Source organism: Gluconobacter morbifer G707, from assembly GCF_000234355.1.
Classification (GTDB): Bacteria; Pseudomonadota; Alphaproteobacteria; order Acetobacterales; family Acetobacteraceae; genus Gluconobacter; species Gluconobacter morbifer.
This window is the reverse complement of record NZ_AGQV01000002.1, coordinates 61,935-81,827: the sequence shown is the minus strand read 5'-3', so window position 1 is coordinate 81,827 and position 19,893 is coordinate 61,935. Positions and strand designations below refer to the sequence as shown.

Sequence of the window (19,893 nt, the reverse complement as noted above, 5' to 3'; positions counted from 1 at the left end):
ACCCGGCTGGTGCTGCAGTAGGACATCGAAACGTCATAATCCGGGTCTTGGCCCGGAGAGGCGGTGACAGGACATGAGTTGCAAGGCGGGACAGCGGCATCATCCAGTCAGGATCCGTCAGCGTCGGCTGACGGAAACTCTTCCCGGGCTGGGGCAGCCATCTTCCGTTTTTTCCATAAACCTGCCTGTACCCGATCTGTCTGCATGGCGGAAAAGCCCCTGTAGGATACCGGGTGTTCTGGAGTTTGATTCCGGTCACTCCGGACCGGAAATCCTCATCATCGGCCTGATACATGGAAACGAATATGCCGCCGGCTGGGCACTTGAGAGGCTGCGTCGTCGCAATCCGGTTCCTCCGACTGGTCGGCTGACCCTGATTGCAGCCAATCTGGATGCTTTTGACAGTTTCGATCCTGACGCTCCCGTGTTGGCCCGGTATCTGGACGAGGATCTCAACCGCCTCTGGCACCATACCCGGCTGGAGGGGCGCGACCGCTCCCGGGAACTGGACCGTGCCCGGCAGATGCTGCCTTTCATCGAGCGGGCCGATATTCTTCTGGATCTGCACTCCACACTCTGGCCCTCTGACCCGTTCTTCATCGCTCCTCCGCGCCAGCGTTCCACGGAACTGGCCTGTGCGTTGGCCTCGGGCCAAGATCTGCCGGATACGGTTCTGACCGATCTGGGACATCATGGCGGATCACGCCTGATCGAACACGCCCATTTCATGGCGTCCATGGGAACTGCCCGGAGCTGTCTGCTTGAAGCCGGTCCTCACTGGGAGCCAGGGACCGTCACGGTCATGGAGAAGGTCATCGACCGCCTGCTGCTGGAAGTGGACTCCATCCATCTACATGGACGGGCCGTGCAGAATGGCCAAAGCAGCGAACTCGCGCTGGTCACGGATAACGTGATGGCCCGGAGTGCAGATTTCTCGTTTATTCACCCTTGGAAAGGGGGAAGCATCATAGCACAGGCCGGAACCGTCATTGCCACGGACGGGCATGACGTGATTTGCACGCCCTATGATGACTGTCTGCTGATCGTCCCGAATCTTCGTCCCCGGCGGGGGCAGCTGGCGGTGCGTCTGGCCCGACGCACCGCTGCTCATTTCAAACCTCAGGCCGATGCACGGTCATAGATCGGGAAGCGGGCGCACAACGCTTTTACTTCCTCATGCACCCGGGCTGTCACAGCCTCGGCATTGTCTTCCTCAAGGGCTGCGGTCAGCACCTCGTCAATCATCCGGCCGACTTCGCGGAACTCGGCTTCACCAAATCCGCGCGCCGTGGCTGCCGGGCTCCCCAGACGGATACCGGAGGTCACGAACGGCTTTTCCGGATCGAACGGAATGGCATTCTTGTTTGCGGTGATGCCCGCACGTTCCAGAATCGCTTCGGCCAGTTTACCGGTCACTTTCTTGGGGCGCAGATCCACCAGCAGAAGATGACTGTCCGTCCCACCGGTTACGATATCGAATCCACGGGCTTGAAGCTCATCAGCTAGGGCGCGGGCATTGGCCAGAACGCGCTTCTGGTAGGATTTAAACTCGTCCTGCAGGGCCTCGCGGAAGGCAACGGCCTTGCCTGCGATGACATGCATCAGCGGACCGCCCTGCAGGCCCGGAAAAACGGCCGAATTGATCTTCTTCGCCAGTTCCGGGCTGTTGGTCAGGATAATGCCTCCGCGCGGACCACGAAGCGTTTTATGCGTCGTGGACGTCGTGACGTCAGCGAATGGTAACGGGCTCGGATACAGACCTGCCGCAACCAGTCCCGCGAAATGCGCCATATCGACCATCAGATAAGCCCCGACTTCATCCGCAATCTTGCGGAAGCGGGCAAAGTCGATAACGCGCGGATAGGCGGACCCACCTGCTACGATGATCTTCGGCTTTTGTTCGCGGGCCAGTTCTTCCATCTGCTCGTAATCGAGAATGCCATCCTGTCCACGCACGCCATACTGCACGGCATGGAACCACTTGCCGGAATAGTTCGGGGCCGCGCCATGCGTCAGATGACCGCCGGCAGCAAGGCTCATGCCCAGAACCGTGTCACCCGGTTTGGCAAGAGCCATGAAAGCCGCCTGATTGGCATTGGCACCGGAATGGGGCTGCACGTTTGCGAACCCGGCTCCAAACAGGGCCTTGACGCGCTCGATGGCGAGGTTTTCCACGCGATCCACGTCCACGCATCCGCCGTAGTAACGTTTCCCCGGCAGACCTTCGGCGTATTTGTTGGTCAGTACGGATCCCTGTGCTTCCATGACAGCAAAAGACGCCATGTTCTCGGAGGCGATCAGCTCTATACCGTCCTGCTGACGTTTCAGTTCGTCATTCAGAATGGTTGCGACTTCCGTATCAACCTCTTTGAGATCTGCATGAAAAAAACGATTCAGCGTGGACTGGCTGGCGTGTTCCGACATCGTGGTCCATTCTCCAGGGTGAGTTCGGCACGTCACTACCGCAGTTTCTACCCCTCGGCAAAAACAATCCGCTTTTCAAACAAGGAACTTTCATGACCAATCCGCTCTGGCGGACCAAACCCGTATCTTCCACCGTCGACGGACGCACGGGATTGAAACGTGTTCTGGGCCCATGGCACCTCATCGCCCTTGGTGTCGGCGTAACGATCGGTGCGGGGCTTTTCTCCCTGACCGGTGTGGCTGCGGGTCAGGATGCCGGCCCGGCCGTTACGCTTTCCTTCATGATCGCCGCCTTGGCCTGCGGGTTCGCCGGGCTGTGTTATGGCGAACTTGCCGGCATGATTCCTTCCGGAGGATCCGCCTACTCATATGCCTATGCCTCCATGGGTGAACTCGTGGCGTGGATTATCGGTTGGGACCTTGTCCTTGAATATACCGTCGGAGCCGCTGCGGTAGCGTCAAGCTGGTCAGGATATGTGTCTTCCCTTCTGACGGGATGGGGCATGGTGATCGATCCACGCCTGCTTGCCACGCCTTTAACGCCGGTCACCCTTCCCGATGGTTCCATCGCCAGTGCATGGTTCAACGCACCGGCCGTGTTCGCATTATGGATCGTAACAGCTCTTCTGATGCGTGGCGTAAGTGAATCAACGACAGTCAACACCATCATTGTCGCCCTGAAGCTGATGGTCATCGCAGTTGTGGTCGTGGTCTGCATTCCACACATTCATATGGCAAACTATCACCCGTTTATCCCGCCCAATACCGGGGAATTCGGGCATTTCGGTCTGTCAGGGATCATGCGGGCGGCCGGAATGGCATTTTTTGCCTATCTCGGGTTCGACATCGTGTCCACCACGGCACAGGACAGCCGGAACCCGGCCCGGAACATCCCTATTGGCATTATTGGCAGTCTGCTGATCTGCTCTGTTGTCTATGCTGTTTTTTCACTGATACTGACTGGCGTGGTCAATTACAAAACCATGGCCAATGATCCCTCCCCGGTCGCAACCGCCATCGATGCGACCGGAATTCCGTGGCTGGCGAATTTCGTAAAACTGGGTATCACCGCCGGGTATGTCTCTGTCCTGTTCGGTTTGCTGCTCGGGCAGGCGCGTGTCTTTCTCGTCATGGCGCGGGACGGCCTTCTGCCGCCTGTTTTCGCCCGCCTTAACGCACGAACGCATACACCTTGGACGTCACATCTGCTGTTTGCCGGTCTGACCAGTGTCCTCGCCGCTGTCCTGCCGATCGGACAGTTGGGAAACATGACGTCCATCGGGACGCTGCTGGCGTTCATTATCGTCTGCGTAGGCGTTCTTGTCCTGCGGAAGACGGAGCCGGACGTCCCTCGTCTGTTCCGTGTTCCTGGCGGCCCTGTCATTCCAGTTCTTGGAATAATATCCTGTACCGTGGTGATGGTTTCGCTGGATGGCCTGACGTGGCTACGGCTGGTGATCTGGCTTGCCATTGGACTGGTCATCTATTTCTTCTACGGCATCCGTCATAGTCTTCTTTCCAGACAGCAAAGTTAGGCGCATGATCGGGGGTATGAGTAATGCTGCATATCCCCTTTTCCGCCCGCGGCGTAACCGCCACGATGCCTTTACCCGTCGCCTGGTTCAGGAACACCGATTGCATGTCGATGACCTGATCTGGCCGATTTTCGTCTGTGAAGGCGAAAACCAGCGCCAGAAGGTATCCTCCATGCCTGGCGTGGAACGGGTTAGTGTCGACAACCTTGCCGAACATGTCCGTCCTGCAGTGGAACTGGGTGTCCCGGCAGTCGCCATCTTTCCCATCACGCCGACGGGCCTGCGGGATGCGACCGGAACCGAAGCCCTCAACCCTGAAAATCTGATGTGTCGTGCTTCCCGTACCATCAAGGATGCTTTCCCGGATCTGGGTGTTATCGGTGACGTCGCGCTCGACCCTTACACCGATCATGGTCATGATGGTGTGATTGAGAACGGCCATATCCTTAACGACGCATCCATCGAGATCCTGCGTCAGCAGGCCCTGAACCAGGCTCGGGCCGGCAATGACATCATTGCGCCATCCGACATGATGGATGGTCGCGTCAAGGCTATTCGCGAAACCCTGGATGGCGCCGGTTACGAAACGACCCGTATCATGGCCTATACGGCCAAATACGCCTCCGCTTTCTACGGTCCTTTTCGTGACGCCCTGGGATCGGGCGGCCTGCTGAACGGGGACAAGAAAACCTATCAGATGGATCCCGCCAATTCGGATGAGGCGATGCGGGAAGTGGAACAGGATCTGCGCGAGGGCGCTGACATGATCATGGTCAAGCCAGGCATGCCTTATCTGGACATCATCCGTCGTGTCCGGGACAAATTCGCCGTACCGACCTTCGCCTATCAGGTCTCTGGCGAGTACGCGATGCTGATGGCCGCCATCGAAAATGGCTGGCTCGATCGGGACCGGACCATCATGGAAAGCATGATTGCGTTCAAGCGCGCGGGTTGTAATGGCATCCTGACATACTTTGCACTGGATGCGGCCCGTCTTATCCGGTGCGATCGCTGAAAACGCCACAGATCCGCGGCATTCAGGCTCACTTCAGTGGCCTGAATGCCGAATCTGTTGCAGCGCGTCTTCTTAAGCAGCAGGGACTGGAGATACTGGCGCACCGTCTCAAGACACCATGCGGTGAAATCGATCTTGTCGTATCAGATTCGCAATGGCTGATAGCGGTAGAAGTCAAGCAGAGACGAACTTTACAGGAAAGTGCCACGTCCCTGACTGCCCGACAGTCTCAAAGACTTCTGGCAGCTTTCGATTATGTCCTGCAGACCAGACCGGACTGGCATCGACCCAGTACGCGCTTTGATCTGATCATCGTTGACCAGCAAGGTTCGGCGCGGCGCATACAGGATGCACTACGCCAGTTCTGAAAGAGGATCAGGTGCGCCGGGCGTGTGCATGGCGGTGAATGACCGCCACATGTGTACGGTAGGAAACATTCCGAACGACAGCGTGATGAGCGTTTGACGCGATCATGTGACGTGAGGATGAATGTGCGCGGCTTGCGAAGTAACGGTGAATGACAGGCCGATGATAGACCGGCGTGGCAGTCAGGGCATCAAGGGTCAGCTTGCTGGCTTCGTAATCCGTGATGGCTGGACGGGCGTGAGCCTTACTGCCGGCTCCCATGCAAAGACCGAAACCTACGAGTCCGAGAGCAAATCGGCCAACCCAGTTACGCGCCATTGACGTTATCCCATCCCTGTTCTGATGGGGCTACCGTAAGGGGTGAAACGCCGTTTCGACAAGCCCGGTTGGTAAAGTTTCTGAAAAAATCAAGGTCCTGCCACTTTTCGTCACTTCATGGCTGAAATGTGGCAGGAACAAAGCTTAAAAAGCGCTGAATCCAGCGTTTTTATGGCCTGATGGCCACAAATCAGGCATTGGCCGTTGCGATACCCTTGTCAGTCAGCAGCGATTCGAGTTCACCGCTCTGATACATGTCGGTCACGATGTCGCAGCCGCCGATGAATTCGCCTTTCACATAGAGCTGGGGAACCGTCGGCCACTGGGAAAAATCCTTGATGCCCTGACGCAGTTCGGCGCTTTCAAGAATGTTGCAGGTTTCGAACGGAACTCCGAGGTGGGTCAGGATCTGCACAACGCGGGCAGAAAAGCCGCACTGCGGAAAGAGCTTGTCGCCTTTCATGAACAGCATGACCGGGTTGGCGTCGATCAGGTTCTGGATGTGCTGGAACACGGTCTCGGACATTGGGTTTTTCCTTTTGTCGGCAGGAGGCGGCAACATCGGACTCCTGCTGTCAGAAGTCAGTCAAATAGAGAATGACCCACCGGGTATTCAAGGGGTAAGTGTTTTGAGAGCCATGGCATGCAACTCGGTCCCCATGCGGGATCCAAACGCATCATAGACAAGTTTATGCTGACGCACCCGGGAAAGTCCCCGGAATGCCTCACTTGTTACAGTGCAGGCATAATGATCGCCATCGCCCGCCAGGTCTTCCACCACGATCTTCGCATCCGGAAGAGCGGACAGAATGGTGCGTTCGATTTCAGAAGCTGTCATCGGCACAGGTTCAGGCTCCTTCGCCCATGAAAGCCGGAAAGAACGACTCGTTAATTGTACGCAGTTCGGCGGCAGAGATGGAGAACACATCCGCCACTTTCAACGTGTTTCCTCCGGAACGTCCCAGTTTTCGTGCCGGAACCCCTGCTTCGGACGCAGCTGCCAGAAATGCCGGTGCATCCTGGGTCGTTATGACATAACAGCCCTGATCTTCACCATACCAGAAGGCATGAGGCACCGGATGTTCAGGAGCGGCTTCGAGAACACAGCCTGTCCCGCTGGCCATGACCATTTCCGCAATCGTGACCAGAAGGCCGCCATCGGCAATGTCATGACAGGCAGCAACCAGCCCGTTTCCAATCTGAGTCCGGATGAAATCTCCATTTCGCCGCTCCACCGCCAGATCCACGACAGGAGGCGCTCCGTCTTCACGGCGACAGATTTCCCTGAGCCACAGAGACTGTCCGAGTTCACCGCGGATCTCTCCGACCAGAATCAAATCATGCTCCTCCGGCATGGCCAAACCAATGGATCTGGAGGCATCTGCAATGATTCCAAGAGCGCCGATGGCTGGCGTGGGCAGGATCGCCTGCGCGGAGCCGTCCGGGCCCCGTGTCTCATTGTAGAGCGATACGTTGCCACTCACGACCGGGAAATCAAGCGCGCGGCAAGCCTCTCCCATGCCTTTGATGGCTTCGGCGAACTGGGCCATGATATCTGGGCGTTCCGGATTGCCGAAGTTCAGGTTATCCGTCACGGCCAGCGGCTTTGCACCTGTTGCCGTGATGTTGCGCCAGGCTTCGGCTACAGCCTGTGCACCGCCAGATCTGGGATCGGCCTGACAGTAACGCGGTGTACAATCCGTCGTCAGCGCAAGACCCAGACGGGTCCCTTCCACACGCACGACGGCCGCATCGGCAGCTCCAGGACGACGCGCCGTGTTCCCTCCAACGGATCCGTCATACTGGTTCCAGATCCATGAGCGGGATGCCAGATCGGCGCAACCGATCAGCACCCGCAGCGCGCCTTCGAGACCCATCGGATCTGCCGGTGTTGCGATTGGCGTCGGTGCGCTCAACGGAACGGTTGGCCGGTCATAGATGGGCGCGGCTTCCGCCAGCGGTTCCAGCGGGATATTTGCCTCAACCTCACCCTTGTGCCGGATGGTGATATGACCCGTATCGGTCAGGTGACCGACAATCGCAAAGTCCAGTTCCCACTTCTCGAAAATGGCCCGCGCTTCTTCGGTCCGCTCAGGCTTGAGAACCATGAGCATCCGCTCCTGGCTTTCGGACAGCATCATCTCGTATGCCGTCATATTCGGCTCGCGCTGAGGCACGTTATCGAGGTTCAGTTCGATGCCGACGCCACCTTTGCCAGCCATCTCCACCGCCGAAGAGGTCAGACCAGCCGCACCCATGTCCTGGATGGCGACGATTGCATCCGTCGCCATCAGTTCCAGACAGGCTTCGATCAGAAGTTTTTCGATGAACGGATCGCCAACCTGAACCGTGGGACGCTTGGAAGCCGCTTCGTCATCGAATTCGGCCGATGACATGGTGGCGCCGTGAATGCCATCCCTGCCCGTCTTCGAGCCAACGTAAACCACCGGATTGCCAACACCTGCGGCTGCGGAGAGGAAGATCTTATCCTGTCTCGCCACGCCAACCGTCATGGCGTTGACCAGCGGGTTCCCGTCATAGGCTCTGTGGAAATTGACTTCACCGCCAACCGTCGGCACGCCAACGCAGTTGCCGTAACTGCCAATACCACGCACGACACCATCCACGACGCGTCGCGTGCCGGCATGGGTCGGGCTTCCGAAGCGCAGCGCGTTCAGGTTGGCGACCGGACGGGCGCCCATCGTGAACACGTCACGCAGAATACCGCCCACGCCCGTTGCCGCGCCCTGATAAGGCTCGATAAAGGAAGGATGGTTGTGGCTTTCCATCTTGAAAACCGCTGCCAACCCCTCGCCGATATCCACGACGCCTGCATTCTCGCCAGGACCATGGATCACCCAGGGCGCCTTTGTCGGCAGCGTTTTCAGATGAATCCGGGAAGATTTGTAGGAGCAGTGCTCCGACCACATGACGGAGAAGATCCCAAGCTCGGTATAGCTCGGCGTCCGGCCCATGATGGAAAGCAGCTTGTCGTATTCCCCGGCCGTCAGACCAAAGGACTGGGCAAGTTGGGCGTCAATCGTCACACTCATCCGACAAGAGCCTCCACCAGGCTTTTGAAGAGGGGCACGCCATCTGTCGCGCCGATTTCGGGATCAGTCAGGTTTTCGGGATGCGGCATCAGACCACACACACGCCCGTTTTCGCTGAGGATACCGGCAATTGACCGGGTACTGCCGTTCGGATTCGTCCGGCGGTCATCATCAGCAATCCGGCCATCCTCGCCACAATAACGGAATGCGACCCGGCCTTCCCCTTCAAGACGTTTCAGCGTCTCTGGCGAGGCTGTATAGTTGCCGTCACCATGCGCGAGAGGGGCACGGAAAATGTCTCCCTGCTGCCATCCCTGTGTGTACGGAGATTTTGCATTATCGACATGCAGGTGGCAGTCCTGTGAAAGAAAGCGCAGTCCCGCATTTCGCAGAAGTGCTCCTGGCAACAGATGCGCTTCCGTCAAGATCTGGAAACCATTGCACACGCCAAGGACATGCCCCCCCTTCTGCGCGAAGCGACGGACTTCCGCCATAACCGGGGAATGGGCCCCCATGGCGCCGCTGCGCAGATAGTCGCCGAAGCTGAACCCTCCCGGCAGCACCACGAGATCCAGGTCATCCAGCGACGTATCGCGGTGCCAGATCATGCGTGGCGTCCTGCCGGACACCAGCTTCAGGGCATGGGCCATGTCGCGTTCCCGGTTGGTGCCGGGGAAAACGACGATACCTGCCTTCATTTCTGGCCCTCCGCTGCATGACAGGGATAACTGTCATGAAGGGCACGATAGAGAGCCTTGCCGCTCTGCTGGCTCAGGGCATCGTTATGAGCATGCAGCCACGAGACGACCTTGCCACGAATGGTCTGCGTGGTTTCTTCGGCCGGAACGCAGAAGGCAACCGGTGCCCCGGGATCATTGTCGTAACTGTCGTATTTCTTGGACCAGACTTCGCTGTCCATCACGCCGGCCAGATACGCATCGCACAGATTGGTGCTTTTGCCGGAGGTGCACATGTTCCCCAGAGCACGGCCGCTAATCTTGGAGACGCGCTGCGCATGGGCACTTCCCGCCACGGATGCCGTTACGCAGGATACAAGGAGAAGAGCTGTGGAGACTCGTTTCATTCTGCCACCTCGATGCTGAAATCCTCGATAACCTCATTGGCCAGCAGGGCACGGGCCATGGCTTCACCCTGCGCAATGGCATCTGCTGCAGTTTTGGCCGGAACGTCCACGTCCACCACTCGATTGACGCGGACCTCACCGATCCCGCTGAACCCGAGGGTTTCCAGTGCATGACCGACGGCCTTGCCCTGGGGATCCAGAACGCCATCCTTGAGAGAAACAAATACGCGGATTTTCACTGTACTGCCTCCGGACCCTTGTAGTCCCCATTGCCGGCTTCGGGCAGGATCCCCAGCCGCCGTGCCACTTCCTGATAGGCTTCTTCGACCCGCCCCAGATCGCGCCGGAACCGGTCCTTATCCATCTTCTCGTTCGTCTTGGTGTCCCACAGACGGCAGTTATCGGGGGAAATTTCGTCCGCAAGGATGATATGCATCTCCTCGCCTTCCCAGATACGGCCGAATTCGAGCTTGAAGTCTACAAGCGTGATGCCAACTGCCGTGAAAAGCCCCATCAGGAAATCATTGGTCCTGAGAGCCAGCGTGTTCATGTCATCGAGATCCTGCGGTGCCGCCCAGTCGAAAGCAGCAATATGCTCCTCCGACACCATTGGGTCCCCGAGCGCATCATTCTTGTAGTAATACTCAATGATTGTGCGAGGGAGTCGCGTGCCTTCTGGGATGCCGAGACGCTTGGCCAGCGATCCTGCCGCCACGTTGCGCACCACGACTTCAAGCGGAATGATCTCCACTTCCCGGATCAACTGCTCACGCATGTTGAGGCGGCGCAGGAAATGGGTTGGGATGTTGATCTCGTGCAGTTTAAGCATCAGGTATTCGCTGATGCGGTTGTTCAGCACACCCTTCCCGGTGATGACGCCGCTTTTGGCACCATTTCCGGCCGTAGCGTCATCCTTGAAATACTGGACGAGGGTGCCGGGTTCGGGTCCTTCGAACAGAACCTTGGCTTTGCCCTCATAGAGCTGGCGGCGGCGGGCCATGAGCAATCCTTAGCGTTTCGCCACTTCCCGGCAGGCAGGAAGTAGCTGGTCCAGCGACGAATTGAGGTTCCTTAGCATTGCGGAACCGGAACTGCGAGTGCGCAGAAAGCATCGAAGTCTGCTTTCTGCGCTTTGATCAGTCAAAAATGCGGCTGAAAATGCGATCCACCGAGCGCAGGTGCTGCGCCGGGTCGAACGCCTTGTCCAGGATCTCCTGACTGACACGGCCGGCCACTTCAGGATCGGCCTCAAGATTTTCCCGGAATGTCCGGAAACCCGGCTTGCCGAGCTTGGTCCAGGTCTCCATGGCGTTGCGCTGGACAATGCGATAGGCATCCTCACGGGAAATACCTGCCCTGGCCAGGGCCAGCAGGACTTCTCCGGAATGGACCACGCCGCCGAGGCTTTCCATGTTGGCGGTCATCTGATCCGGATAGACAACCAGTTTCTCCATCATTCCAGCCAGACGGATCAGAGCGAAATCAAGCCCGACCGTGGCGTCAGGACAGATGTTCCTCTCGACCGAGGAATGACTGATGTCGCGTTCGTGCCACAGAGCCACGTTTTCCAGCGCCGGGATGACATGGGACCGGATCAGGCGCGCCAGACCCGTCATGTTTTCGGACAGGACCGGATTCCGCTTGTGCGGCATCGCGGAACTGCCTTTCTGCCCTTTGTGGAAGAATTCTTCCACTTCCCGCACTTCCGAACGCTGGAGGTGACGGACCTCGATGGCCAGACGTTCGATACCACTGGCAATTACAGCCAGCGCGCAGAAAAATGCAGCATGACGATCGCGGGGAATGACCTGCGTGGAAACGCTCTCCACGGCCAGCCCAAGTCTGGAAGCAACATATTCTTCTACGGCCGGATCGATATGCGCATAGGTGCCGACGGCGCCTGAGATGGCGCAGACCGCGATTTCCCGGCGGGCCTGGATCAGCCGTTCACGGTTGCGGGCGAATTCAGCGTAATGGCCCGCAATTTTCAGACCAAAGCTGGTCGGTTCCGCATGAATGGCGTGACTGCGACCGATCGTCACCGTGTTCTTATGCTCATAAGCCCGGTCTTTCAGGGCTGCCAGAACACGGTCGAGATCCTCGAGCAGAAGATCAGCCGCCTGTGTTAGCTGGACGGAAAGACAGGTATCCAGAACATCGGACGACGTCATGCCCAGATGAACAAAACGGCTGTCGGGACCGATCTTTTCCGCAAGCCAGGTCAGGAACGCGATCACGTCATGGCGCGTTTCAGCTTCGATTTCGTCAATCCGGGCGAGATCGGCATCGGAGAAGGCAGCCATCGCGGCATTGCCTTTTTCGCGGATGGTGCGCGCGGCTTCGGCTGGGATTTCTCCCTGCTCTGCCATGGCTTCGCAGGCCAGTGCCTCGATTTCGAACCAGATGCGATAACGGTTTGCAGAAGACCAGATTGCAGTCATCTGGGGGCGACTGTAACGGGGAACCATGGGCACTCCGGAAACGGGTTGGGGCTTTACGAAGGCTGCTTAGACCAAATACGACAATATTGCACGGACCCCTTTTGGAAGAACAAGATTTTGGCCACCGACACTCTTCTCCATGCCGTCATCGCGCTGGCGCAAATCACCATGATCGACATTACCCTTGCCGGAGACAACGCGGTCGTCATCGGCATGGCGGTACGGCAACTGGAGGGGCGACAGCGTCGCCTTGCCATCCTGTTCGGAACGCTGGCGGCCGCCATCCTGAGGATCGGCCTCGCCCTTCTGGCCACCACCCTGCTCCAGATCGTAGGGCTGACGCTGGCTGGAGGCTTTCTTCTGCTCTGGGTTTGCTGGAAGATGTACAGGGAACTGCGCGGCTCCGGTCACCATGAAGATGTCGACGCCGCGCCTGCGAGACTGGCGCCTGCCGTTCTGAAAATTGTGGTTGCGGACCTGTCCATGAGCCTCGACAATGTGCTGGCGGTCGCTGGCGCCGCTGTCGGGCATCCATGGATTCTGGTGTCGGGTCTGATCCTGTCCGTCGCTCTCATGGGGGTCGCCGCCTCGTTCATTGCCGGACTGCTTGCACGCTATCAGTGGATTGCTTGGTGCGGTCTGGTGGTGGTCCTGATCGTGGCCATTGAACTCATCATTCGTGGTGGAGGAGAAATCTGGCACCATGTCGCGTTCCATTAATAATCGTTTACTCTTGGTGGCGGGCGGACTTCTCCTGGGGGCCGCCTCTCCGTCGACGCCGACTGTCCGGGAGCGGCTGTCAGAATGGTTGGTCCTGACGGCTCCCGGTGCGACAGATCTTCCTCCAGCCCGTTATGCGGCCTTTCTCCAGCAGACACCGCAATGGCCGAAGCGCGCGCGTATCCTGTGGCGTTACCAGAGCGCACTGGCCAGAACCTCTGACCCGGCCACGCTGGATCAGCTCTGCCCTGCGCTGCCCCTGACATTACCAACCGCTTTCCTGAACTGCGCTGATCATCTGCCGGATGCGCCTGCCAAGGCCAGAACCCTCTGGCTGGCCGGTGCTGGAACAGCACAGGACGAACAGGCCTTTCTGGTCCGTTTCGGAGCAGACCTGACACCGGATGATCACTGGCAGCGTTACGAGCATCTTGAGGCAACCGGTCAGATCGCAGCGGCCAAACGCCAGATCGATCGTTTGTCTCCTGACAGACAGCCTCTGGCGACGGCCCGGATTGCGGAACGTTCCTCATCACCTGACGCGGAGTCCCTCTTCCAGTCCCTCCCCGGTACCGAACAGTCAGATCCGGTTCTGATCCGTTTCCGTCTGAGGGCGTTACGGCGGGCCGACCGCCTCGATGACGCTCTCGCGCTGTGGCGTCTTACAGGATATAGCCTCCAGGCAGGCAATCCGGGCCATGAATGGTCAGCAGAACGCATCAGTCTCGCGCGCGCCTTCCTGCTGGCCGGTCGTGCGCAGGATGCTGCGGAACTGGCCAATGACACAACGCTTTCACCGGACAGCACGGACCGGCTCGAAGCACAGCTGTTGAGCGGCCTTGTCGCCTTGAGACTGCTTCAGAAACCCGATGCGGCAGAAGCATTTTTCCAGCCTCTGACAAAAGCCACCTCCCTGCAGATGCAGGCGCGAGGCTACTACTGGGTAGGCCGTGCAAGAGACGCCCGTGGAAATCATGACGGAGCACAGCAGGCATTTCGCTCTGCGGCACGTTATCCCACTACTTTTGCTGGGCAGCTTGCCATTGCGGCGTTGAATAACGAACGGGATCTGCTTGTCGGGAACTCGTCCTCGCCGGCTTTCGATCAGGCTCTGCAAGCTGCTTTGCAGGTTATCCCGGCCATTTCTTCAGGTGCCCTGCAACGACAGGATCTTGTGGAAGCCGCAACGGATCTTGTTCAGGCTGGTGATCCGGAACATGCGCAGGATTTCCTGATGATGCTGGACATCACCAATCCGTCTGTGGAGGGACAGAAGGCCGTCGCAGATTTGGGGCGTCGTCTGGGAATCGCCGCGCCGGAGGTTTTTGCGTCCTATGCGCTGGCCCGGAAGGGAGTGGCGCTTTATCCGGAAGGTTTCCCCGATCCCTATCCAGACGTCTCCACGGGCCCTCCCGGTCTGCTGACGGCCATTATCCGGCAGGAAAGCGGTTTTGATCCCAATGCCGTCAGTTCGGCCCATGCCATCGGTCTGTTACAACTCCTTCCTGGCGCGGCCAGGGACGTGGCGCGACGCGGTCACCTGCAGGGCCTGAATGTGTCCGCGTCCGGGCTTCTGGATCCACAGACCAATCTGACGGTCGGAAATGCTTACGTATCCCAGCTTCTGACCCGATTCGGACAGGTCATTCCCTATGCTCTTGCGGCCTATAATGCCGGTCCCCATAAGGTCGATCTCTGGCTCCGCGCTGATCCGCCACCTGTTCCGCTGACCGAAGACAGCATGCTGGACTGGATCGAACGGTTACCGTATCGCGAAACCAGACTTTATATTGAGAATATCGAAGCCAACATGATGATCTATCGCGTTAGTCATTCCCATGCAGGCTGATCCTCTTCCGCTCTCCACACTAATCGAACAGGTGCTGACCCATCTGCGTCAAGCAGGTCATCGGCTTGTCACGGTGGAGAGTTGTACGGGTGGGATGATCTGCGGCGCCCTGACCAGTCTGGCCGGATCGTCTGACGTTGTGGAGGGAGGCTTCATCACCTATTCGAACGAAATGAAGATCAGCGCCGTAGGCGTGCCATCTCATATTCTCGATACCTTTGGTGCCGTCAGCGAAGAGACTGCATGCTGCATGGTGGAAGGGGCGCTTGAAAACATACACAATGCCTCTCTGGCCATTTCGGTAACAGGTATTGCCGGACCGGGAGGAGGTACAACGGACAAACCGGTTGGAACAGTCTGTTTCGGATTCGCGGAACGGTGCAAACTCCCCCGTAGTCATAAACTGGTCTTTCCCGGAGATCGTTCTTCAGTCCGTGACGCGACGGTTCGTCATGCCCTGCAGATGCTTCTCAGTTGTTGAAAAAAATGGCCCCTGCCCGGAAGGCAGGAGCCACATTGGTCAAAAAATCTACGAGAGATTTATTCGCCCTGCGTCGGTGCCGGCATCGTGGAAGCTGCAGACGGCATGCTCGGAGCCGTCGGCATGGCCGGAGCGGAAGGCGTGGAGATCGTCGGCGTATTGACTTTCGGAACGGACGGGGCCGTGGCGTTGGCCATCGGCGCGGCCGGAACGGCTGCTGTCGGTGCAACCGGCGTCTGGGCCTGCTGGAGCGAACGGGCGTTCAGGGCGTCCGTGGCGGAATCGCCCGCATCGGTCTTCTGGGCAGATTCACCGTGGTGATGACCATGGTGGTGAGCGGCTTTCGCCATTGCAGGAGATGCGGCAGCGACGAGAGCCGTCAGGGCAAATGCACCGAAAGAAAACTTTTTCATTCTGTAATTCCTTTCATTCAAGATCTGAAGGTTGAGGCGTCAAACGGCCCATTCTTCAGATGGTTCACGATACAATACGAAATTATTTCAGTTTTAGGAAAGACCGGCCTGCGGACGCGGGGTCTGAGCCCCTTGCGTTCCATAAATATCGCGGGCGCGCTTGATGAATGCAGAGACCATCAGGCGCACGCCTTCATTGAAAACGACACCCATCGCATTCTGGAGAAGCCGCGACCGAAATTCGAAATCCACGAAGAAATCCACGAGACACCCCCGCGGATCCGGCGTGAAGGTCCAGACATTGTTCAGATACCGGAAAGGCCCCTTCTCATAGCGGACGCGGATGCGTGACGGACGCTCCAGCGTGACCCGGCTGGTAAAGGTCTCGCGGAATGGCCCAAAACCCACTGAAAGGTCTGCAACAAGCTCATGTTCAGTCTGGGATCGTACGGTGGACTTTACACACCATGGCAGGAACTGCGGATATTTTCCTACATCCGCCACCAGATCAAAAAGCTGCTCTGGTGTGTAAGCGATCAACCTTTGCTCGGCATGTGTCGGCATCAGAGACTTTCTTTCAGACGGCTGTTCCGTGCAGCCTGAAGCTGCGCGAAGTCGCTGTCCGCGTGATAGGAGGACCGGGTCAGAGGGCTGGCACTGACCTGAAGAAATCCTTTGGAACGGGCTGCCGCAGCATAGCCATCAAATTCATCGGGAGTAACAAACTTTTCGACGGCCGCATGTTTCACGGACGGCTGAAGATACTGACCGAGCGTCAGGAAATCCACGTCCGCAACCCTGAAATCATCCATCACCTGCCATACCTCCATTTTCTCCTCTCCAAGGCCAAGCATCAGGCCGGACTTGGTAAAAATGGAAGGATCCAGTTTCTTTACGCCATCCAGCAGACGTACCGACTGGTAATATCGCGCACCTGGACGGATCGTGGGATAGAGACGTGGCACAGTCTCGATATTGTGATTGAAAACGTCCGGCCTCGCCTCCACAACGACCTCCAGAGCCCCTTCTTTCCGCAGGAAATCCGGCGTCAGGATCTCGATGGTGGTTTCCGGTGAGGTTGTCCTAATGGCGCGAATGACATCCGCAAAGTGCCGCGCTCCTCCATCCGGCAGATCATCCCGGTCCACCGATGTGATGACGACATGACGCAGCCCCAGCTTCGCCACGGCGTCTGCCACACGGCGCGGCTCGTCTTCGTCCAGCCGTTTCGGCAGTCCCGTCGTAACGTTGCAGAAAGAACAGGCCCGCGTACAGATCTCACCCATGATCATCATGGTTGCATGGCGCTGGGACCAGCATTCCCCGATGTTCGGGCAGGCCGCCTCCTCACAGACGGTCACGAGATTTGCGTCCCGCATAAGGGCACGTGTCTCGTGATAAACCGGATGATTTGGCGCCCTGACCCGGATCCAGCTTGGCTTGCGCTGGATCGGGTTGTCGGGACGGTGCGCCTTTTCCGGATGACGGGAAGAAGATGCAGGTCGGTGATCGATGGTGATGCGCTGGGACATGGCCGTCAGATGTGAAGGGCCCCGTCAAAGGCCGCCAGAGTGGCTTCGTGCATCGTTTCGGAAATGGTGGGATGCGGGAAGACCGTTTCAATCAGTTCGGCCTCGGTCAATTCAGCCGTACGGGTGATGACATACCCTTGGATCATTTCGGTGACTTCGGCACCGATCATGTGCGCACCGAGGAGCTCTCCCGTTGCAGCGTCGAACACGGTCTTGACCATGCCTTCGGTCTCACCCATCGCCACGGCCTTGCCATTGGCAATGAAGGGGAAGCGTCCGACCCGTATCTTGTGCCCGGCAGCAAGCGCTTTCTCTTCGCTGTATCCCACCGATGCAACCTGAGGACGGGAATAGGTACATCCCGGAATGTTGAGTGGGTGAAGAGGCTGCGGTGAACGCCCGGCAATCTTTTCAACGCACAGGATGCCCTCATGGCTGGCCTTATGTGCCAGCCATGGTGCGCCGGCCACGTCGCCGATGGCATAAATACCCGGTTCGCCCGTCCGGCAGAAACCATCCGTCACGATATGGGTGCGTTCAACCTTGACGCCGGTGCCTTCCAGGCCGAGATCCTCGACATTTCCGACAATCCCGACAGCACAGATCACGCGATCCACTGTCAGTTCTGTCCTTCCGTCAGCGTTTTCGATCGTGGTGGAAACCTCGTTCTCGCTTTTCTGAAGAGGTCCGACCTTCGCGCCGGTCATGATCTTCATACCCTGTTTTTCAAAGGCTTTTCGGGCGAATGCACTGATCTCCGGGTCTTCGGCAATCAGGATACGGTCCGCCACTTCGGCAACCGTCACCTCGCTGCCCATATTGCGGTAGAACGAGGCAAACTCGATGCCGATGGCGCCTGAACCGATTACCAGAAGACGTTTTGGCAGATCGGAAGGCGTCATGGCCTCGCGTGCGCCCCAGACCAGCTTGCCGTCCGTTTCCAGACCGGGAAGCTGTCGCCCCCGTGCCCCAGTGGCCAGAATGACGTGTGGAGCCCTGACGGTAGTGGCGTCCTGCCCGTCCCTCGTCACGGATACGTTATGAGCTTCACCAGTCCGTCCAGCCAGACGCGCGCGCCCGTTGAGAACTGTGACGTCCGCCTTCTTCAGAAGATGTGCAACACCTCCCCCCATCCGACGGGCAATTCCACGGGACCGGGCAACGATCTTGGACAGATCAAAAGAGATGTTTTCTACAGAAAGCCCGAATGTGCCCACTTCATACAGCAGATGATGAATTTCTGACGAACGCAGAAGCGCCTTGGTGGGGATACAGCCCCAGTTCAGGCAGACACCGCCCAGCTGTGCATCTTCCACCAGCGCCACATTCATGCCGAGCTGGCTGGCGCGGAGGGCTGCAACATATCCGCCGGGTCCGCCCCCGACGACGATCAGATCGAAAGTATCGGACATGGATCAGATCACCAGTGTGTAAGGGTTCTGTATGATATCACGCAGGGCATTGAGCCACTGCGCACCAAGGGCGCCATCAACCGCGCGATGATCAACGGAAAGCGTGGCCGTCATGACAGTTGCAATTGCCAGTTGTCCGTCCTTCACAACCGCTCTCTTTTCGCCGGAAGCAATGGCAAGGATACCTGCCTGCGGAGGATTGATGATGGCGGCAAAATCCCGCACGCCGAACATTCCCATGTTGGAAATCGAGAAGGTCCCGCCTTGGAACTCTTCGGGTTTCAGTTTGCCAGCCCGGGCACGCTTGGCCAGATCCTTGGCCGTTGCACTGATTTCCTTCAGGGATTTGCGATCCGCATCGCGAATGATCGGCGTGATCAGCCCGTCCGGAATGGAGACGGCCATGGAGATGTCCACGTTCTCGAAATGCAGCGTTTCGGTGTCAGTGAACTGAACATTGAGCCCCGGAACTTTCCGCAGGGCCAGCGCCACGGCCTTAATCATCATGTCATTGACGGAAAGCTTGAAACTGCCTTCTACTGCGGTGGCATTCAGCTTCGAGCGAAGAGCCAGCAGCGCATCGAGCTCGATATCGACCGAAACATAGAAGTGCGGCACCTGTGTCTTAGATTCGGTCAGACGTCGCGCAATGACCTTGCGCATGGTGGAGTTCGGCACCCGCCGGACCTTCTCTTCCGCTGCCTGAGAAAGCGCTGGCATGGAGCCGGTCCGGGACTCAGTCTGTTCCGGACCTTTTTCCACGTCACGTTTCAGGATACGGCCATTGGGACCGGTCCCTGTCAGGGATACCAGAGCAATTCCCCGATCACGCGCCATCCGCTTGGCTAGCGGCGAAACGAAAATACGGTCGCCCGTATTCCTGGCATCGGCAGACTTGGTAGTCTTCGGACCTGCAGAAGCGGGTGCGTCGAATGAAACCGTTTCGGTGGCTTTCGGTTTCGCTACGCTGCCTGGTTGTGCAGGAGCGTCCGGTACAGCCTCACCTTCCTCGACGAGAATGGCGATGGGCGTATTGACGGGAATGTTCTCCACGCCTTCCTGAATCAGGATACGACCCAGCACACCCTCATCCACCGCTTCTACTTCCATGGTTGCCTTGTCGGTTTCGATCTCGGCAATCACATCACCGGCTGTAACGCGGTCGCCTTCAGCCTTAAGCCAGCGGGCAAGTTTGCCTTCGGTCATAGTCGGCGACAGGGCCGGCATCAGAATATCGGTAGCCATTGACG

At 58.1% G+C, this 19,893-nt stretch carries 22 protein-coding genes; 7 read left to right on the top strand and 15 right to left on the bottom strand.

The annotated features are described in order from the left end of the window. Window positions 1-73 precede the first annotated feature (73 nt). On the top strand, window positions 74-1,141 hold the full coding sequence (locus GMO_RS05185) for a M14 family metallopeptidase (RefSeq protein ID WP_008851260.1): 1,068 nt from the start codon (window positions 74-76) through the stop codon (window positions 1,139-1,141). Here GMO_RS05185 and glyA read toward each other — a convergent pair. Further along, window positions 1,120-2,424 carry a serine hydroxymethyltransferase gene (gene glyA / locus GMO_RS05180; RefSeq protein ID WP_008851259.1) on the bottom strand — a complete coding sequence of 435 codons (1,305 nt, stop codon included), beginning with the start codon at window positions 2,422-2,424 and terminating at the stop codon, window positions 1,120-1,122. The genes GMO_RS05185 and glyA overlap by 22 nt on opposite strands. 92 nt (window positions 2,425-2,516) lie before the next feature. On the opposite strand from glyA, the gene GMO_RS05175 reads away from it, so the two are divergent. From GMO_RS05175 to GMO_RS05165, 3 genes are read left to right on the top strand one after another with little or no spacing between them, the layout of a single operon-like run. Further along, entirely contained in the window at window positions 2,517-3,959 is a 1,443-nt protein-coding gene (locus GMO_RS05175; RefSeq protein ID WP_008851258.1) for an APC family permease, read from the top strand. Between the two features lie 4 nt (window positions 3,960-3,963). Further along, entirely contained in the window at window positions 3,964-4,974 is a 1,011-nt protein-coding gene (gene hemB, locus GMO_RS05170) for a porphobilinogen synthase (protein ID WP_083813612.1), read from the top strand. Next, window positions 4,962-5,342 (top strand): YraN family protein, encoded by a 381-nt coding sequence (locus tag GMO_RS05165; protein WP_008851256.1) that lies wholly within the window; start codon window positions 4,962-4,964, stop codon window positions 5,340-5,342. The genes hemB and GMO_RS05165 overlap by 13 nt, the downstream gene beginning before the upstream one ends. A 7-nt stretch (window positions 5,343-5,349) precedes the next feature. On the opposite strand, the gene GMO_RS05160 is transcribed toward GMO_RS05165, so the two are convergent. The 9 genes from GMO_RS05160 to purB form a co-directional block, all read right to left on the bottom strand. After that, a complete protein-coding gene (locus tag GMO_RS05160; protein ID WP_040508288.1) occupies window positions 5,350-5,658 on the bottom strand; it encodes a hypothetical protein in 309 nt (102 codons plus the stop codon). A gap of 190 nt (window positions 5,659-5,848) precedes the next feature. Beyond that, the gene (gene grxD / locus GMO_RS05155; protein WP_008851254.1) at window positions 5,849-6,184 is read right to left on the bottom strand and encodes a Grx4 family monothiol glutaredoxin; all 336 of its coding nucleotides are present in this window, start codon (window positions 6,182-6,184) and stop codon (window positions 5,849-5,851) included. Window positions 6,185-6,271: 87 nt separating this feature from the next. Further along, complete coding sequence (locus GMO_RS05150; protein WP_008851253.1) at window positions 6,272-6,502, bottom strand: BolA family protein; 231 nt, start codon at window positions 6,500-6,502, stop codon at window positions 6,272-6,274. Between the two features lie 4 nt (window positions 6,503-6,506). After that, window positions 6,507-8,711: a phosphoribosylformylglycinamidine synthase subunit PurL gene (gene purL / locus GMO_RS05145; protein WP_008851252.1), complete on the bottom strand. Its 2,205-nt coding sequence runs from the start codon at window positions 8,709-8,711 to the stop codon at window positions 6,507-6,509. Further along, window positions 8,708-9,409 carry a phosphoribosylformylglycinamidine synthase subunit PurQ gene (purQ, locus tag GMO_RS05140; protein ID WP_008851251.1) on the bottom strand — a complete coding sequence of 234 codons (702 nt, stop codon included), beginning with the start codon at window positions 9,407-9,409 and terminating at the stop codon, window positions 8,708-8,710. The genes purL and purQ overlap by 4 nt, the downstream gene beginning before the upstream one ends. Then, window positions 9,406-9,795, bottom strand: a complete 390-nt coding sequence (locus tag GMO_RS05135; protein WP_040508287.1) for a Rap1a/Tai family immunity protein — start codon at window positions 9,793-9,795, stop codon at window positions 9,406-9,408. The genes purQ and GMO_RS05135 overlap by 4 nt, the downstream gene beginning before the upstream one ends. Continuing rightward, entirely contained in the window at window positions 9,792-10,034 is a 243-nt protein-coding gene (gene purS, locus GMO_RS05130) for a phosphoribosylformylglycinamidine synthase subunit PurS (protein ID WP_008851249.1), read from the bottom strand. Before purS ends, GMO_RS05135 begins: the two co-directional genes overlap by 4 nt. Next, window positions 10,031-10,795 (bottom strand): phosphoribosylaminoimidazolesuccinocarboxamide synthase, encoded by a 765-nt coding sequence (purC, locus tag GMO_RS05125; protein ID WP_008851248.1) that lies wholly within the window; start codon window positions 10,793-10,795, stop codon window positions 10,031-10,033. Before purC ends, purS begins: the two co-directional genes overlap by 4 nt. Before the next feature lie 136 nt (window positions 10,796-10,931). After that, window positions 10,932-12,263: an adenylosuccinate lyase gene (gene purB, locus GMO_RS05120; protein ID WP_008851247.1), complete on the bottom strand. Its 1,332-nt coding sequence runs from the start codon at window positions 12,261-12,263 to the stop codon at window positions 10,932-10,934. Between the two features lie 90 nt (window positions 12,264-12,353). Here purB and GMO_RS05115 point away from each other — a divergent pair, with 90 nt between their 5' ends. From GMO_RS05115 to GMO_RS05105, 3 genes are read left to right on the top strand one after another with little or no spacing between them, the layout of a single operon-like run. Beyond that, the gene (locus tag GMO_RS05115; RefSeq protein WP_008851246.1) at window positions 12,354-12,956 is read left to right on the top strand and encodes a YjbE family putative metal transport protein; all 603 of its coding nucleotides are present in this window, start codon (window positions 12,354-12,356) and stop codon (window positions 12,954-12,956) included. Continuing rightward, window positions 12,940-14,805 (top strand): lytic transglycosylase domain-containing protein, encoded by a 1,866-nt coding sequence (locus GMO_RS05110; protein WP_040508286.1) that lies wholly within the window; start codon window positions 12,940-12,942, stop codon window positions 14,803-14,805. Before GMO_RS05115 ends, GMO_RS05110 begins: the two co-directional genes overlap by 17 nt. Next, entirely contained in the window at window positions 14,795-15,286 is a 492-nt protein-coding gene (locus GMO_RS05105; RefSeq protein WP_008851244.1) for a CinA family protein, read from the top strand. Before GMO_RS05110 ends, GMO_RS05105 begins: the two co-directional genes overlap by 11 nt. Before the next feature lie 59 nt (window positions 15,287-15,345). Here the strand turns inward: GMO_RS05105 and GMO_RS05100 are convergent, their stop codons facing one another. The 5 genes from GMO_RS05100 to GMO_RS05080 all read right to left on the bottom strand — a co-directional run bounded on the left by GMO_RS05100 (window position 15,346) and on the right by GMO_RS05080 (window position 19,888). Beyond that, window positions 15,346-15,699, bottom strand: a complete 354-nt coding sequence (locus GMO_RS05100) for a hypothetical protein (RefSeq protein WP_008851243.1) — start codon at window positions 15,697-15,699, stop codon at window positions 15,346-15,348. A gap of 93 nt (window positions 15,700-15,792) precedes the next feature. After that, window positions 15,793-16,263, bottom strand: coding sequence for a type II toxin-antitoxin system RatA family toxin (locus GMO_RS05095; RefSeq protein ID WP_040508285.1), 471 nt, complete (start codon window positions 16,261-16,263; stop codon window positions 15,793-15,795). Then, window positions 16,263-17,231, bottom strand: a complete 969-nt coding sequence (gene lipA / locus GMO_RS05090; protein WP_008851241.1) for a lipoyl synthase — start codon at window positions 17,229-17,231, stop codon at window positions 16,263-16,265. The genes GMO_RS05095 and lipA overlap by 1 nt, the downstream gene beginning before the upstream one ends. Window positions 17,232-17,236: 5 nt before the next feature. After that, window positions 17,237-18,643 carry a dihydrolipoyl dehydrogenase gene (gene lpdA / locus GMO_RS05085; RefSeq protein ID WP_008851240.1) on the bottom strand — a complete coding sequence of 469 codons (1,407 nt, stop codon included), beginning with the start codon at window positions 18,641-18,643 and terminating at the stop codon, window positions 17,237-17,239. 3 nt (window positions 18,644-18,646) lie between these two features. Then, window positions 18,647-19,888, bottom strand: coding sequence for a pyruvate dehydrogenase complex dihydrolipoamide acetyltransferase (locus tag GMO_RS05080; RefSeq protein WP_008851239.1), 1,242 nt, complete (start codon window positions 19,886-19,888; stop codon window positions 18,647-18,649). Window positions 19,889-19,893: the final 5 nt, after the last annotated feature.

Bases quoted from the DNA above. Each gene is read 5' to 3' on its own strand.
- GMO_RS05185 (WP_008851260.1), top strand. From the start codon at position 74: ATGAGTTGCAAGGCGGGACAGCGGCATCATCCAGTCAGGATCCGTCAG.
- glyA (WP_008851259.1), bottom strand. From the start codon at position 2,424: ATGTCGGAACACGCCAGCCAGTCCACGCTGAATCGTTTTTTTCATGCA.
- GMO_RS05175 (WP_008851258.1), top strand. From the start codon at position 2,517: ATGACCAATCCGCTCTGGCGGACCAAACCCGTATCTTCCACCGTCGAC.
- hemB (WP_083813612.1), top strand. From the start codon at position 3,964: ATGATCGGGGGTATGAGTAATGCTGCATATCCCCTTTTCCGCCCGCGG.
- GMO_RS05160 (WP_040508288.1), bottom strand. From the start codon at position 5,658: ATGGCGCGTAACTGGGTTGGCCGATTTGCTCTCGGACTCGTAGGTTTC.
- grxD (WP_008851254.1), bottom strand. From the start codon at position 6,184: ATGTCCGAGACCGTGTTCCAGCACATCCAGAACCTGATCGACGCCAAC.
- purL (WP_008851252.1), bottom strand. From the start codon at position 8,711: ATGAGTGTGACGATTGACGCCCAACTTGCCCAGTCCTTTGGTCTGACG.
- purQ (WP_008851251.1), bottom strand. From the start codon at position 9,409: ATGAAGGCAGGTATCGTCGTTTTCCCCGGCACCAACCGGGAACGCGAC.
- GMO_RS05135 (WP_040508287.1), bottom strand. From the start codon at position 9,795: ATGAAACGAGTCTCCACAGCTCTTCTCCTTGTATCCTGCGTAACGGCA.
- purC (WP_008851248.1), bottom strand. From the start codon at position 10,795: ATGGCCCGCCGCCGCCAGCTCTATGAGGGCAAAGCCAAGGTTCTGTTC.
- purB (WP_008851247.1), bottom strand. From the start codon at position 12,263: ATGGTTCCCCGTTACAGTCGCCCCCAGATGACTGCAATCTGGTCTTCT.
- GMO_RS05110 (WP_040508286.1), top strand. From the start codon at position 12,940: ATGTCGCGTTCCATTAATAATCGTTTACTCTTGGTGGCGGGCGGACTT.
- GMO_RS05105 (WP_008851244.1), top strand. From the start codon at position 14,795: ATGCAGGCTGATCCTCTTCCGCTCTCCACACTAATCGAACAGGTGCTG.
- GMO_RS05100 (WP_008851243.1), bottom strand. From the start codon at position 15,699: ATGAAAAAGTTTTCTTTCGGTGCATTTGCCCTGACGGCTCTCGTCGCT.
- GMO_RS05095 (WP_040508285.1), bottom strand. From the start codon at position 16,263: ATGCCGACACATGCCGAGCAAAGGTTGATCGCTTACACACCAGAGCAG.
- lipA (WP_008851241.1), bottom strand. From the start codon at position 17,231: ATGTCCCAGCGCATCACCATCGATCACCGACCTGCATCTTCTTCCCGT.
- lpdA (WP_008851240.1), bottom strand. From the start codon at position 18,643: ATGTCCGATACTTTCGATCTGATCGTCGTCGGGGGCGGACCCGGCGGA.
- GMO_RS05080 (WP_008851239.1), bottom strand. From the start codon at position 19,888: ATGGCTACCGATATTCTGATGCCGGCCCTGTCGCCGACTATGACCGAA.